Origin of the sequence: Thalassolituus sp. LLYu03, assembly GCF_050507655.1 — a bacterium.
Classification (GTDB): domain Bacteria; phylum Pseudomonadota; class Gammaproteobacteria; order Pseudomonadales; family Oceanobacteraceae; genus Venatoribacter.
Map to the genome: position 1 here is coordinate 2,448,910 of NZ_CP191496.1, position 12,699 is coordinate 2,461,608.

Here is a 12,699-nt window from a genome sequence, read left to right on the forward strand (position 1 = left end):
ATAAAGATAGCGAAGTCTCCCTGTCGCTCAGATTTCCTTCACGAACAGATACCCTTTACTGCGTACGGTTTTAATACGCTTAGGGTTCATTGGGTCGTCGCCCACTTTCGGACGGATGCGGCTGACGCGCACATCAATGGAACGGTCTTGTCCGTCGTACTCGATACCGCGCAGCTGATGGAAGATCTCTTCCCGTGTCAGTACCCGGCCGGCGCTGCTGCTTAACAGCCACAGGAGATCAAATTCTGCACTGGTCAGATCGATGCTCTTGCCTTCCAGCCAGGCCTCACGCATGGAGCTGTCGACCACCAGATTGCCAAAGGTCAGACGGCTGCCCGGAGCGGCTTCCGCTTCCTGAGTTTCCGGTGCCTCTTTCACCCGGCGCAGCAAAGCGCGGATACGGGCCAGCAACACGCGCGGACGGACCGGCTTGGCCACATAGTCGTCGGCACCCATTTCCAGTCCCAGCACCTGATCCAGATCCTCGGTGCGGGCAGTCAGCATCAGAATGGGGCCTTTGTAATACGGACGCACAATACGGCAGACAGCAAGGCCATCTTCACCGGGCAGCATCAGATCCAGAACCACCAGATCCGGCTGTTCGGTTTTGATACGTTCGATGGCACGGCTGCCATCACCTTCCACAGACACTTTCAGTCCATTGCTCTCAAGGTAGTCCTTGGTCAGGGTCGCCAGTCGCTCATCATCCTCAACGATCAGGATGCGCCAGTTCTCTTCCGGGGTTTGACCACTTTCGTGCTTAAACATGGATTTCTACCGTTCCTTAAAAACAGGTTGCGCGCAGCCAACACGACTGAGCACGTCTGCCTTAACTCTAGACGCTGTTACGCAATGTTGCATAGTAACGAATCTCTCACTTGCGGTAAAAATCTGCACAGTTTTTCGCCTGAAAAATCAGCCACATACTGTCCACGATCTACACACAACTTATCCACATCCGGAACCCATAACCCACTATATCTTGGGGTTGAATTCATAGGGTCACCGCATTATCTTGTGGGTCAGCTTAAAAATGCCGGTAACTCAGTTACTTAGGCAGGCACCTACAGACAATAAGGTCAGCCGTCAAGCAATTTACGGAATCGGTAATGATCAAGGACAGATTGGAGTAGCTTCCCTTGAATACAGGCACAGAAAACATGAACAGTACGCTGAAGGTCACCAAGCGTGACGGCTCCCAGGAACATCTTGATCTCGACAAAATTCACAAAGTTGTCACCTGGGCGGCAGAAGGTCTGGATAACGTTTCCGTGTCCGAAGTAGAACTGAAGGCGCACCTTCAGTTTTTTGATGGCATTCAGACATCCGCCATCCATGAAACCCTGATTAAAGCCGCGGCCGACCTGATCTCCGAAGAAACTCCGGACTATCAGTATCTGGCTGCGCGTCTGAATATTTTCCATCTGCGTAAAAAGGCCTACGGCCGTTTTGAACCGCCAGCTCTGTTTGAGCATGTGAAAAAACTGGTTGAAACCGAGCGTTACGACCGTCACCTGATGGAAGACTACAGCGCTGAAGAATTCGCTGCGATGGATGCCTTCATCGATCACAGCCGCGATCTGACCTTCAGTTACGCTGCGGTTAAGCAGCTGGAAGGCAAGTATCTGGTGCAGAACCGCGTAACCGGAGAAGTGTACGAAAGTGCCCAGTTCCTGTACGTGCTGATTGCCGCCTGTCTGTTCGCCAACTACGACAAAGAACGTCGTCTGGATTACATCCGTCGTTTCTACGACGCGGTCTCCACCTTCAAACTGTCGCTGCCAACGCCGATCATGGCCGGTGTCCGTACACCGACCCGCCAGTTCAGCTCGTGCGTTCTGATCGAAGCCGGCGACAGTCTGGATTCCATCAACGCCACGGCCAGTGCCATTGTGAAGTACGTGTCCCAGCGTGCCGGTATCGGCATCAACGGCGGCCGTATCCGCGCCCTCGGCAGTCCGATCCGTGGCGGCGAGGCGTATCACACAGGTTGTATTCCGTTCTACAAACACTTCCAAACTGCCGTTAAGTCCTGCTCACAGGGCGGCGTGCGTGGTGGTGCAGCCACCCTGTTCTACCCGATCTGGCACTACGAAGTGGAAAGCCTGCTGGTTCTGAAAAATAACCGCGGCGTAGAAGAAAACCGTGTGCGTCACCTCGACTACGGCGTACAGATCAACAAACTCATGTACGAGCGTCTGATCAAGAACGGCAACATCACCCTGTTCTCGCCAAGCGACGTTCCGGGTCTGTACGACGCCTTCTTCCAGGATCAGGACAAATTCGAAGAGCTGTACGTGAAATACGAACAGCAGGACGGCATCCGCAAGAAGACACTGAAAGCGGTCGACCTGTTCTCGACCATGATGCAGGAACGCGCCAGCACTGGCCGTATCTATGTGCAGAACGTTGACCACTGCAACACCCACAGCCCGTTCAATCCGGAACTGGCACCGGTGCGTCAGTCCAACCTGTGTCTGGAAATTGCGCTGCCAACCAAGCCGCTGAAAGACGTGAACGACGAAAGCGGTGAAATCGCACTCTGTACTCTGGCCGCCTTTAACCTCGGCCTGATCGACAACCCGGACGATTTCGAAGAATTATCAGACCTGATTGTGCGTGCACTGGACAGCCTGCTGTCGTACCAGGATTACCCGGTTCCGGCCGCCATGCGTGCCAGCCTGAGCCGCCGTACTCTGGGTGTGGGTGTGATCAACTACGCCTACTATCTGGCGAAGAACGGCGTGAAATATTCCGATGGCTCCGCCAACGGTCTGACGCACCGTACCTTTGAAGCCATGCAGTACTGGCTGCTGAAAGCCTCGAACAATCTGGCGAAAGAACAAGGCGCCTGCGAAGCCTTCGCCGACACCACGTATTCGCAAGGTGTTCTGCCAATCGACACCTACAAGAAAGACGTCGATAAGTTCTGTGAAGAACCGCTGCAGTACGACTGGGAAGCCCTGCGCAAAGACATCGTTCAGTACGGTCTGCGTAACTCTACCCTGTCGGCGCTGATGCCATCTGAGACTTCGTCGCAGATCAGTAACGCCACCAACGGTATCGAACCACCACGCGGTTATATCAGCGTTAAGGCCAGCAAAGACGGCATCCTGAAACAGGTGGTGCCAGAGTTCGGTCGTCTGAAAAACAACTACGAACTACTGTGGCGCATCCCGAATAACAACGGTTACCTGCAGCTGGTTGGTATCATGCAGAAATTCGTCGATCAGGCGATTTCGGCGAACACCAACTACGACCCTTCCCGCTTCGAAGGCGGTAAGGTACCAATGCAGCAGCTGCTGAAAGACCTGCTGACCGCGTACAAGAACGGCGTCAAAACCCTGTACTACCACAACACCCGTGACGGTGCTGAGGATCCGCAGAAGGATATAAGTAAGGAAGACGACGATTGTGCCGGCGGCGCCTGCAAAATTTAAGAACTGAACATACAGCGCCCACGGGCGCTGTCGCTTTGTATTGAGATTGAAACTGTATGGCCTACACCACGTTTAACCGCAACGAATTCGACACCTTCAAACAGCCGATGTTTTTCGGCGAACAGGTCAACGTTGCCCGTTACGATATCCAGAAGCACAAGATTTTCGAAAACCTGATCGAAAAGCAGCTTTCCTTTTTCTGGCGCCCGGAAGAAGTGGATCTGGCCTCCGACCGCAAAGACTTCGTCGATCTGCCGGATCACGAGAAACACATTTTCGTCAGCAACCTGAAATATCAGACGCTGCTCGATTCCGTTCAGGGTCGTTCTCCGAACGTGGCGCTGCTGCCGGTGGTATCCCTGCCGGAGCTGGAAACCTGGATCGAAACCTGGTCATTCAGTGAAACCATTCACAGCCGCTCGTACACCCACATCGTGCGTAACATCGTGCCGAACCCGGCCGAAATTTTTGATGACATCACCAAAAATGAATTCATCGTCCGCCGCGCGATTTCCGTAACCCAGTATTACGACAGCTTTATCGAGCTGAGCAATTACTACCAGCAGCTGGGTGTCGGCACTCACACCGTTAACGGCAAAACCATTGATGTCAGCATGCGCGAACTGAAGCGCCGTCTGTACCTGACCATGGTGTCGGTGAACGTGCTGGAAGCCATCCGTTTCTACGTCAGCTTCGCCTGCTCATTCGCGTTTGCCGAGCGCGCCAAAATGGAAGGCAACGCCAAGATCATTAAACTCATCGCCCGTGATGAAGCACTGCACCTGACCGGTACCCAGCACATGCTGCAGATCATGGCCCGTGGTGCTGACGACGCAGAATTTGCCGATATTGCACAGGAATGCCGCGATGATGTTGTGCGTATTTTCCTTGAAGCCGCACAGCAGGAAAAAGAATGGGCCGAATACCTGTTCAAAGACGGCTCCATGATTGGTCTGAACAAAGACATCCTGTGCCAGTACGTGGAATACATCACCAACCAGCGTATTGCTGCTCTGGGTTTTGAGCCGGTATTTACCGGCATCAAGAACAACCCGCTGCCATGGATCAACTCCTGGCTGAACAGCGATAACGTGCAGGTTGCTCCACAGGAAGCCGAAATCAGCTCCTATCTGGTCGGCGCCATCGACAGCGAAGTAGACACCGCCGATCTGGGTGATTTCGACCTCTGATGTCCGCGTTACCGCAAGAACCCCGCAACGATCTGTTCGAACTCACAGGCGAAGCCGGCACTGAGCCGGCTTTCGAGCTCGAACCTCTGCATCCGGCTGACGACAGCGATTCTGCCCGCCAGAATGAGCTGTTTCTGCCGGACACAGATCCCGAACACCCGGAAAATACCCCACAAATTGAATTCGACGGTATGGCGCCTCCGGTATTTACCGTCGCCCTGCACGATGGTCGTGAGGTGCGTTTTCAGCACGCTCACTCACTGCTCGAATCGCTTGAATCTCAGGACGTGGAAGTGCACTTTCAGTGCCGTGAAGGCTACTGCGGCAGCTGTCGCGCGCAGTTGCTGGAAGGTGATGTGCATTACACCGAAGAACCCATGGCCTGGCTGAACGACGGCGAAATTCTGCCGTGCTGCTGCATTCCCAAGAGCCACCTCAAAATAAAGCTGTAAAACACCGCTTACCTGCGTTGCGTCAAGGCTGCTGTTCCGCCCCTTCCCTAGTATGGTGACTGTGCATAACAATCACTACACAGGGAGCTCAGACCATGGCCTTTATCTGCATTACCCCAAACGTTGCGATGGTGCGCATGACCGCGCGTGAACATCTGGAAGAAATGCCGGGGGATTTCTACATTAACCTCGACACTCTGGTGGAAGCCCGTATGCGCGAAGTGCGTAAAGATCACGAAGGTGATTTCTGCGCCGATGTGCTGCTGGTGCTGGAAAATAAAACCCACGAGTTTGTTTTCCGTAACAGCCCGGCTGGTAATAAAGCCAAAGAAACCCTCACCAAGTATTTGTCTGAACGCAGCATCAACTGCTGATCTGAACCCGGGCTTGCTTGATTTATCAGGCAGGTCCGGTAGCCTTGTGCCCCCAACGATTACCTCAAGGGGACACTCATGAGCCTGAATTTTCCTGCGCTGGATGCTCCGGCACCCGCCTTCAGCGCCCTGAACCAGAAATCCGAAACCGTCACACTGGACAGCCTGAAAGGCAAAAAAGTGCTGCTGTATTTCTATCCGAAAGCCATGACCCCCGGCTGCACCACTCAGGCCTGCGGTGTGCGCGACAACGCTGACGAATTCGCCCGATTGAATACGGTTGTGCTCGGCATCAGCCCGGATGCCCCTGCGCGTCTGCAGAAATTCATCGACCGCGACGGACTGAATTTCGACCTGCTGTCCGATGAAGATCACAGCATTGCCGACGCCTACGGCGTGTGGGCCATGAAAAAATTCATGGGCAAAGAATTTATGGGTATTCACCGCATCAGTTTTTTCATTGATGAGCAGGGCGTGCTGCGGCACATCATGAAAAAAGTAGCGACCAAATCCCACCACGACGACGCCCTCGCCGTTCTCCGCTCGCTCTGATCCTGCCTGCGCATTCACCACGTCCCGGCCACGGAGTCTGAACACCTCAACTCCGCGCCGCGGATGCCGATAACGGCTGTATGAAACACACACTCATTTTCACTCTGCTGGCCGCCGCTCAGGCCTCGGCTGCGACCCTCGATTGCTCCTCCGGCTGGCAATGGCTGTCATTTGCCGGCATTTCCCAGCTCGAACAGGACGGCGATCAGGCCATCGTAGCCGGCTGCGAATGGCTGGCGCCTCTGCCTCCCGGCCGTCAACAATGGCCGCCGGGTCTGCCGTCCCTGCGCTATGAACAAGCGCTGCCAACGGAAGTTTCCGACAGCAAAGGCTATATCCGTTATCAGAACTGGCAGCTGGATGTGCCCCTACTGCGTACCGGGCAAATCGTCTGGGGGTACCACACCCGCTACGACTACCGCCAGCAGCTGCATGTACTCGGCTCGGCCTTAAGCTACGACGGCTCGGCGCTGACTCTGGGTCAGGAACTGCTGCTGGATCGGGAACAACTCGATCATGGGCTGTATCTGGATCTTACCGGGCTCGGTTCGCCGTTTACCCGGCTGACGCTGATGTATTCTCAGGAAACCCGGCCACTGGCGCTGGGGGGCACCACGGATACGCTGGAGAACGCCACCCTCACCGGCTGGCGCATCCGCCTTGAGCGGCAACACATGAATCCGGGGTTCTCCCTGCAGGGATATCTGGGACTGGGGGAAGAAACACTGACAGACGCCTCAGACGCCCGGGTATTGCTGCTCGACAACCGGCAGCTGATGGTGACCGAAGTGAAGGCGGGTGTTCAATGGCTGTTCAAACGTGGCCATGTGCTGGCGTTCAGCCGTGTGCAGGGCACCCTGCTCTACCGGCTGGCCACGCCGGACGCCAGTGACGCCGAGGTGACGCTCGACAGTTTCAGTGATCTGGATTACGGCGCCTCTCTGGGGCTGGGGTTGCGCTTCTGATCAGCGCTCTGTGGCTTTGCCGGCCGCCTCTTGCGGGCCGTGCTGGCGGAACTCCAGCGGCGACACACCTTCCCAGCGGCGGAACGCGCGGGTAAACGCGCTGCTTTCTGAAAAGCCCAACTGCTCACTGATCTGCGTCAGCGGCAGCTGAGTGTTGATCAGCAACGACCGGGCACGTTGCTGCCGTTCATCGTCCAGCAACTGTTGAAACGTGGTCTGTGCCTCCTGCAGCTTACGTTGCAGGGTACGGCCGCTCATGTGAAGACGCTGGGCCAGCTGATCACGATCAATGGTCAGATCATCGGTGTGCGACAGAAAATGGCGCACCAGCCCGGCGGTATCCGGTTGCTGCAGGGCCGCCAGTTGCTGCTCCAGCATCTGCTCATGCATAGCCGCCAGATTCTCATCACCCAGCGCCAGTGGTTCTGTCAGAATCCCCGGCTCAAACACCAGCGCATTACGGCTGGCAGAAAACACCAGCGGTGCGTTGAAAATCCGTTCGTAATCACTCAGATCGGCCGGTTGTTCATGGGTGAACTCCACCCGCTTCAGCGGTACCGCTTTGCACGCCAGCCAGCTGGCAAAATTGCGCAGCAACACCAGCACAGCATCGACCTGATGGCGGCTGAAATTGTCTTCCTGGGGTTCATAACAGATGCAGGCTTCGTCGTCCTGATGATGCAGCTTGTACAGCCCGCCATCGCTCAGCACACGGATATAACGGATGGATTTCTCGAACGCCGCACCGAGATTTTCGCTGTGCATCAGAATCAGTGCGAACAGCTGAAAATGCGTGGGCTTTACCAGCTCACCCATCAGAAGTCCAAAATCACGGCCGGTACTCTGGGCTTCCGCTTCACGCCATACCCGCAAGGTCGCACCGAGACTGACACGGGCATACGGCGTTACCAGCTGCTCTTCGGTCAACCCGGCGGCGGTCAGCAACGACTGGCGGTCAATGCCCTGCTGTTCTGCACCCTGCAGCAGGGCACGAATCCACAGAACCGATACACTTTTTCCGATCATCAGCGGTAGGTCTTTCCGTCTTGTTGTTATCGAAAGCCGCAGCGGCCGCCTGACTTCTGGAGTCAAAAGGCCTGTCCTTTCCGGGCAAGTTCAGCGCGGATAAACAAGGTACATTACAGGCTGCGCAGACATCATACATAACAACAAGAGAAGAACACTATGAACAAAAAGACCGCCGATCAATGGTTTGAAGAGTACGGCGCCAGCCACCAGGACAAACTGAATAAACTCATCCACTGGATCTGTGTGCCACTGATTTTCGTCGTGATAATGGGACTGCTGTGGGAAATTCCGGTGCCCGGACTATTCACTCAGGTGCCCTATCTGAACTGGGCCACCCTGTCGGCTGTGGTGGTGCTCGGCTTTTACGTGCGGCTGTCGTTCAGTCTGTCCATCGGACTGACCGCATTCACACTGGCCACCTACGCACTGCTCGGCTGGTATGACAGCCTGAATCTGGCCCCTCTGTGGCTGGTCAGCTCACTGGGGTTTGTTGTGCTCTGGGTACTGCAGTTTATTGGTCATTACGTGGAAGGCCAGAAACCGTCGTTCTTTCAGGATATTCAGTTTCTGCTGATCGGCCCGGCCTGGCTGATGGGGTTTATCTACCGCCGTCTGGGCATCCCGTACGCCTGATCACCTCTGCCGCCTGCTTTTCGGCACACTCAGACCTTCTCATGAGCGGCGAGCGGCGGTAAAACGTCGCTCCCGGTGACAGACATCACCTTAATAACAACAGGATACGCTATGACTATCGGATACTGGTGCGTGCTGGCAGCCGCTTTGCTGCCTTATGTTTTCACACTGCTGGCAAAATCAGGCGGACGCTACAACAACCATGCGCCGCGCGAATTTCTCGAAAAACAATCAGGCCTGCACAAACGTGCCCACTGGGTTCAGCTGAACAGTTTTGAAGCCTTTCCGCCGTTCGCCGCAGCCGTCATCATTGCGCACCTGACCGGCGTCGCGCAGAGCACCATTGATGCTCTGGCCATCGCGTTCATCGTGATCCGGGTTGTATACGGTGTTCTCTATCTGACGGACAAAGCCTCACTGCGCTCTGTCGTCTGGATGGCGGGCGTGGGTGTCGTGGTTGCCCTTTTCGTGGCGGGTGCTTAAACCGTCACCACCTGCCCATTGCTTTTATAGCAGTAGGCACTGTTGCAGTAGATGACAATTTGCCGGCCTTTATCCCAGGTTTTGATGATGTAAAGGTCGGTGAATTCCGGTGTTCTTTCCAGAAAAGTGGCATTGCGGATCATGCTGGCCACCTCCATATCCGGCGCAGCGAACACAGCATGGGACACACCTTGCGTAGCGGCAATAACCACAACCACCAGCGTCATTATCAGTTTGCGAATTACAGCCATGGCTGAACCTCCTGACCGACTATCTGTTTGAAGTATAGAAAGCGCGCCCCATAGGGTTAGGATTGTTTTGTAATAAACGGTTAATACTTTGGTAACGATTAAAAGTAACAAAGCCTTTTGAATCGTCAGAAAGAAAAAAGCAGGCTGACGCCTGCTCTAGTGTGCCGGTTGGCGTTTGAGCGAAACCAGAAGTTCGGCTTCGCCTCGGGCCATTCCGCAGTTATCGACCAGATCACTGGCGGTCGCCCCTAGCCCCACCAGACGCGAGGCCTGATGGTAGGTTGCTTCGTCGGTGGTCGGTAATACAACCCGACGCTCTGCCTGCTGCATCCGGCCATCCAGCTGACGCAGCTTACGCCCCATGCCAATGGTACTTTTGCTCATCGCATCATGAGCCTGTCGGAGTTCCGTAACGGTTGATGTCAACCGTTGCGATTCTTTCGTCTGCTGCCGGCGGACGGCCCACATAAAACCGCCAACCAGCAACAACATTCCCATATTTCCAATCAGTAACCAGTGCATGAGCGACAGAGAGGCCATAGCTGACTCCTAGAGACCCTGAAGTTCTGTCCACTCCTCATCCGACATCATTTTCTCCAGATCCACCAAGATAAGCAGTTCATCATTTTTATGACAAACGCCCTGAATGAATTTGGCGCTTTCCTCGTTGCCGACGTTCGGAGTGGTTTCAATTTCTGACTGACGCAGATACACCACCTCAGCCACCGCATCGACGAGGATCCCCACTACCTGATTTTCCGCTTCAATAATAACAATCCGCGTCTGATCAGTAGTGTCAGCGGTCGGTAAACCGAAACGAAGCCGGGTATCAATCACAGTGACTACGTTACCGCGCAGATTGATGATACCCAGAACATACGGTGGCGCTCCTGGCACCGGTGCGATCTCGGTGTAGCGCAGAACTTCCTGCACCTGCATCACGTTGATCCCGTACGTTTCATTCTCAAGGCGGAAAGTCACCCACTGAAGGACCGGATCTTCCGCACCTTTGTTTCCGGCAATCGCTGACATAAAACATCCTCGCTAAGAAAGGCCGACGCCTGAACGTGTCTCACTGATCATGCCCGGCAGAGCTCGCCTGGCAGAACTTGTCTGCCCGGCGGCGTCAAAAAACCTGACGAACCTTTCTTAACTATAGATCAGAGCACAAAGTGTACCAGCTGAATTCCGCTAATCTTTTCTGGCTCTGGCCCGCTAAAAAAGGTCTCCGCCCGTCAGGCTGACGGCCGGGCCCGCACGCGGCTGTTGTCACTGAGCAGCTTCATCAGGCCCGGTACATCCAGTAAAGCACACATCTCGGTGATGACGGTGCCGGCAAGCCACGGACGCTTGCTGCCATCGCCCCGCCATTTAATGGAATCGTGTACCAGCGTCACCGTGTCACAGATTTCCTGACACGCCAGCGCCCACGGCGAGCGGTCCAGCTGAATAAAGAACTGATAGCCTTCATCCGCCAGACGTATGCCTCGTTCGGGCATGATCAGCTGCGCACTGTCGATGATGGTGAGCTTGCCGGCTTCGCCCTGCCAGATCCCCAACGACCAGGCCGCCTGACCAAATAATGGCGTCACCTTATCAGTGACGTTATGAACACCGCCGAGTAACGGCAAAGGAATGGCGAGTTTCAGACCCGCGATTTTGAAAATCAGACAATCAATGCCCTGACTGGAACGCCAGTTAAGTGACATGGTTTGTGGTGGTTCGCTGCCACCAGCGTAATCTGACGATAAATTGACATCCGTTTCGTCAACCTGTGCCACCTCAGTGACGCTCACTGCCACAGGTTCCGGACTATCCTCTGCCACCCACTCGGGTTCGGGCTCAGGTTCCAACTCAGGCTCAGGCTCGGCCAGCGGCAGCTCAAGCACAGGTGCAGGCACGGCCACAGCCTCCATCACCTGAGTCATCACCGACGTGTGAGTGTCCGACGCCTTGGCCGTGGTAAAGGTCTGCACGCGCGGACGAACAGCGGCAACATCGGTCGCCACCGGAACCGGCACGTCGATGTCAGTTGCCAGCTCCGTCTGCGCAGGCGTTACCACGGGAACAGGCGCAGTCGCAGCCTCCAGCAGCTGATCGAGATAATCCTGCAGCACAGTATCCACCTGGTTAACCAGAGTGGATTTCGGCTGTTCAGCCACGGCTTCCTCCCAGACAGCGACGGGCGCTGTCCATGATGCTCATTCTCACCCGGGGAAGTGGCATCGTCCGGGCAAACTGCAGCAAGCAAAAAAGGTGTGTCCGTCGCACGGCGTCGTTACCGGACGCAGGGGCCTGAATGCACAGAGGCTCAAAGCCACGCCGCAGCGTCGAACTGTTCAGTGCATCCTGCAGGTTGTAGGGCGATACGGCTTCCGCCAGCAGATCGTCCCAGTTCACGTGCTGACCTCTGACTTCCCCGTCAGCGGCCAGTAAATGGTCAAAATAATCGCCCAGCGGATTATTCAGCGTCAGCGTCGGCTCAACCACGGCTGGTCTCCGAGCTTTCCAGCTGGTGCAGTAAATGCCGGTAGGCTCTTACGCCGCGGCCCTGCTCGTCCATCTGGTGTGGAAAAACCGCCTCATGGCTGGCATCACGCAGCCGGGTATCGACCGGAATGGCCTCCTGCCAGAGTGAATCCAGATAGGTTCTGCGCATTTCTTTGAGTGTGGTGACCGAGGCCAGTGTCCGCCGGTCAAACAGAGTTGGTACGATCAGGAACGGTAGCTGGCGGTTCTGCGAGCGCATCACCATTTTTAAGGTATGAACCATGCGTTCCAGCCCCTTCAGGGCCAGATGCTCGGTCTGGGTCGGAATCACCAGCCGCTGGCAGGCCGCCAGTGCGTTGACCAGCAACACCCCCAGAATGGGCGGTGTATCCAGCAGAGCGTAATCGTATTCATCCCACAGTTGCGCCAGTGTGCGGGCCAGCACCAGCCCCATTCCGTCCTGACCGCTGACCTGGCGCTCCAGAGTGGCCAGCGATGTGGTTGCCGGCAGCAGCGACACATTCGGTAAGCTCGTGGGTTTAATCACAGAACGGATAAATTCTTTGTCTTTGTAGCGCTGTTCGAAAAACAAGTGATACAGACTGCGCTCGAGACTGTCGGGGTCCTGCCGGAAATAACTGGTCAGCGAGCCATGCGGGTCAAGATCGACCAGCAGCACACGCTTTCCCTGTTCGGCTAATAAACCACCCAGAGCCACCACACTGGTTGTTTTACCAACGCCACCTTTTTGATTTGCGATTGACCAGATCCGCACGTTTGTATCCTGTCTGAGTCGTCATGGAATTGCCGCTTTTTACGGCGTTTTCTCTCACACGCAAA

16 protein-coding genes are annotated in these 12,699 nt (G+C 55.4%); 8 read left to right on the plus strand and 8 right to left on the minus strand.

Going from position 1 to position 12,699, the window contains the following annotated elements:
- Nucleotides 1–27 precede the first annotated feature (27 nt).
- On the minus strand, nt 28–768 hold the full coding sequence (locus tag ACQUQU_RS11095; protein WP_430459750.1) for a response regulator: 741 nt from the start codon (nt 766–768) through the stop codon (nt 28–30).
- A 392-nt stretch (nt 769–1,160) separates the two neighbouring features.
- Here ACQUQU_RS11095 and nrdA point away from each other — a divergent pair, with 392 nt between their 5' ends.
- From nrdA to ACQUQU_RS11125, 6 genes are all read left to right on the plus strand, one after another.
- A complete protein-coding gene (nrdA, locus tag ACQUQU_RS11100) occupies nt 1,161–3,440 on the plus strand; it encodes a class 1a ribonucleoside-diphosphate reductase subunit alpha (protein WP_430459751.1) in 2,280 nt (759 codons plus the stop codon).
- 56 nt (nt 3,441–3,496) lie between these two features.
- Nucleotides 3,497–4,630: a class Ia ribonucleoside-diphosphate reductase subunit beta gene (gene nrdB / locus ACQUQU_RS11105; protein WP_430459752.1), complete on the plus strand. Its 1,134-nt coding sequence runs from the start codon at nt 3,497–3,499 to the stop codon at nt 4,628–4,630.
- Nucleotides 4,630–5,082: a class I ribonucleotide reductase maintenance protein YfaE gene (gene yfaE / locus ACQUQU_RS11110; protein ID WP_430459753.1), complete on the plus strand. Its 453-nt coding sequence runs from the start codon at nt 4,630–4,632 to the stop codon at nt 5,080–5,082. Before nrdB ends, yfaE begins: the two co-directional genes overlap by 1 nt.
- Nucleotides 5,083–5,177: 95 nt before the next feature.
- Nucleotides 5,178–5,456, plus strand: coding sequence for a hypothetical protein (locus ACQUQU_RS11115; protein WP_430459754.1), 279 nt, complete (start codon nt 5,178–5,180; stop codon nt 5,454–5,456).
- A gap of 78 nt (nt 5,457–5,534) precedes the next feature.
- Nucleotides 5,535–6,008, plus strand: a complete 474-nt coding sequence (gene bcp, locus ACQUQU_RS11120) for a thioredoxin-dependent thiol peroxidase (RefSeq protein WP_430459755.1) — start codon at nt 5,535–5,537, stop codon at nt 6,006–6,008.
- Nucleotides 6,009–6,088: 80 nt separating this feature from the next.
- Nucleotides 6,089–6,973 carry a hypothetical protein gene (locus ACQUQU_RS11125; protein ID WP_430459756.1) on the plus strand — a complete coding sequence of 295 codons (885 nt, stop codon included), beginning with the start codon at nt 6,089–6,091 and terminating at the stop codon, nt 6,971–6,973.
- Here ACQUQU_RS11125 and ACQUQU_RS11130 read toward each other — a convergent pair whose 3' ends face one another.
- Nucleotides 6,974–7,999, minus strand: a complete 1,026-nt coding sequence (locus tag ACQUQU_RS11130) for an AraC family transcriptional regulator (protein WP_430459757.1) — start codon at nt 7,997–7,999, stop codon at nt 6,974–6,976. It lies immediately after the preceding gene.
- Between the two features lie 159 nt (nt 8,000–8,158).
- On the opposite strand from ACQUQU_RS11130, the gene ACQUQU_RS11135 reads away from it, so the two are divergent.
- Both ACQUQU_RS11135 and ACQUQU_RS11140 read left to right on the plus strand, forming a co-directional pair.
- The gene (locus ACQUQU_RS11135) at nt 8,159–8,635 is read left to right on the plus strand and encodes a DUF962 domain-containing protein (RefSeq protein ID WP_430459758.1); all 477 of its coding nucleotides are present in this window, start codon (nt 8,159–8,161) and stop codon (nt 8,633–8,635) included.
- A 111-nt stretch (nt 8,636–8,746) separates the two neighbouring features.
- The gene (locus tag ACQUQU_RS11140) at nt 8,747–9,118 is read left to right on the plus strand and encodes an MAPEG family protein (protein ID WP_430459759.1); all 372 of its coding nucleotides are present in this window, start codon (nt 8,747–8,749) and stop codon (nt 9,116–9,118) included.
- Here ACQUQU_RS11140 and ACQUQU_RS11145 read toward each other — a convergent pair.
- From ACQUQU_RS11145 to ACQUQU_RS11170, 6 genes are all read right to left on the minus strand, one after another.
- Entirely contained in the window at nt 9,115–9,369 is a 255-nt protein-coding gene (locus ACQUQU_RS11145) for a hypothetical protein (RefSeq protein ID WP_430459760.1), read from the minus strand. The two genes, ACQUQU_RS11140 and ACQUQU_RS11145, sit on opposite strands and share 4 nt — an antisense overlap.
- A 156-nt stretch (nt 9,370–9,525) precedes the next feature.
- Nucleotides 9,526–9,753 (minus strand): DUF2802 domain-containing protein, encoded by a 228-nt coding sequence (locus ACQUQU_RS11150; RefSeq protein ID WP_430459761.1) that lies wholly within the window; start codon nt 9,751–9,753, stop codon nt 9,526–9,528.
- Between the two features lie 165 nt (nt 9,754–9,918).
- The gene (locus tag ACQUQU_RS11155; protein WP_430459762.1) at nt 9,919–10,401 is read right to left on the minus strand and encodes a chemotaxis protein CheW; all 483 of its coding nucleotides are present in this window, start codon (nt 10,399–10,401) and stop codon (nt 9,919–9,921) included.
- Between the two features lie 203 nt (nt 10,402–10,604).
- Entirely contained in the window at nt 10,605–11,531 is a 927-nt protein-coding gene (locus ACQUQU_RS11160) for a chemotaxis protein CheW (RefSeq protein ID WP_430459763.1), read from the minus strand.
- Nucleotides 11,524–11,859, minus strand: coding sequence for a hypothetical protein (locus ACQUQU_RS11165; RefSeq protein ID WP_430459764.1), 336 nt, complete (start codon nt 11,857–11,859; stop codon nt 11,524–11,526). The genes ACQUQU_RS11160 and ACQUQU_RS11165 overlap by 8 nt, the downstream gene beginning before the upstream one ends.
- A complete protein-coding gene (locus tag ACQUQU_RS11170; RefSeq protein WP_430459765.1) occupies nt 11,852–12,634 on the minus strand; it encodes a ParA family protein in 783 nt (260 codons plus the stop codon). The genes ACQUQU_RS11165 and ACQUQU_RS11170 overlap by 8 nt, the downstream gene beginning before the upstream one ends.
- Nucleotides 12,635–12,699: the final 65 nt, after the last annotated feature.

What these genes read in the sequence shown, in the direction of transcription:
- ACQUQU_RS11095 (WP_430459750.1), bottom strand. Translation starts at nt 768, where the DNA reads ATGTTTAAGCACGAAAGTGGTCAAACCCCGGAAGAGAACTGGCGCATC.
- nrdA (WP_430459751.1), top strand. Translation starts at nt 1,161, where the DNA reads ATGAACAGTACGCTGAAGGTCACCAAGCGTGACGGCTCCCAGGAACAT.
- nrdB (WP_430459752.1), top strand. Translation starts at nt 3,497, where the DNA reads ATGGCCTACACCACGTTTAACCGCAACGAATTCGACACCTTCAAACAG.
- yfaE (WP_430459753.1), top strand. Translation starts at nt 4,630, where the DNA reads ATGTCCGCGTTACCGCAAGAACCCCGCAACGATCTGTTCGAACTCACA.
- ACQUQU_RS11115 (WP_430459754.1), top strand. Translation starts at nt 5,178, where the DNA reads ATGGCCTTTATCTGCATTACCCCAAACGTTGCGATGGTGCGCATGACC.
- bcp (WP_430459755.1), top strand. Translation starts at nt 5,535, where the DNA reads ATGAGCCTGAATTTTCCTGCGCTGGATGCTCCGGCACCCGCCTTCAGC.
- ACQUQU_RS11125 (WP_430459756.1), top strand. Translation starts at nt 6,089, where the DNA reads ATGAAACACACACTCATTTTCACTCTGCTGGCCGCCGCTCAGGCCTCG.
- ACQUQU_RS11130 (WP_430459757.1), bottom strand. Translation starts at nt 7,999, where the DNA reads ATGATCGGAAAAAGTGTATCGGTTCTGTGGATTCGTGCCCTGCTGCAG.
- ACQUQU_RS11135 (WP_430459758.1), top strand. Translation starts at nt 8,159, where the DNA reads ATGAACAAAAAGACCGCCGATCAATGGTTTGAAGAGTACGGCGCCAGC.
- ACQUQU_RS11140 (WP_430459759.1), top strand. Translation starts at nt 8,747, where the DNA reads ATGACTATCGGATACTGGTGCGTGCTGGCAGCCGCTTTGCTGCCTTAT.
- ACQUQU_RS11145 (WP_430459760.1), bottom strand. Translation starts at nt 9,369, where the DNA reads ATGGCTGTAATTCGCAAACTGATAATGACGCTGGTGGTTGTGGTTATT.
- ACQUQU_RS11150 (WP_430459761.1), bottom strand. Translation starts at nt 9,753, where the DNA reads ATGAGCAAAAGTACCATTGGCATGGGGCGTAAGCTGCGTCAGCTGGAT.
- ACQUQU_RS11155 (WP_430459762.1), bottom strand. Translation starts at nt 10,401, where the DNA reads ATGTCAGCGATTGCCGGAAACAAAGGTGCGGAAGATCCGGTCCTTCAG.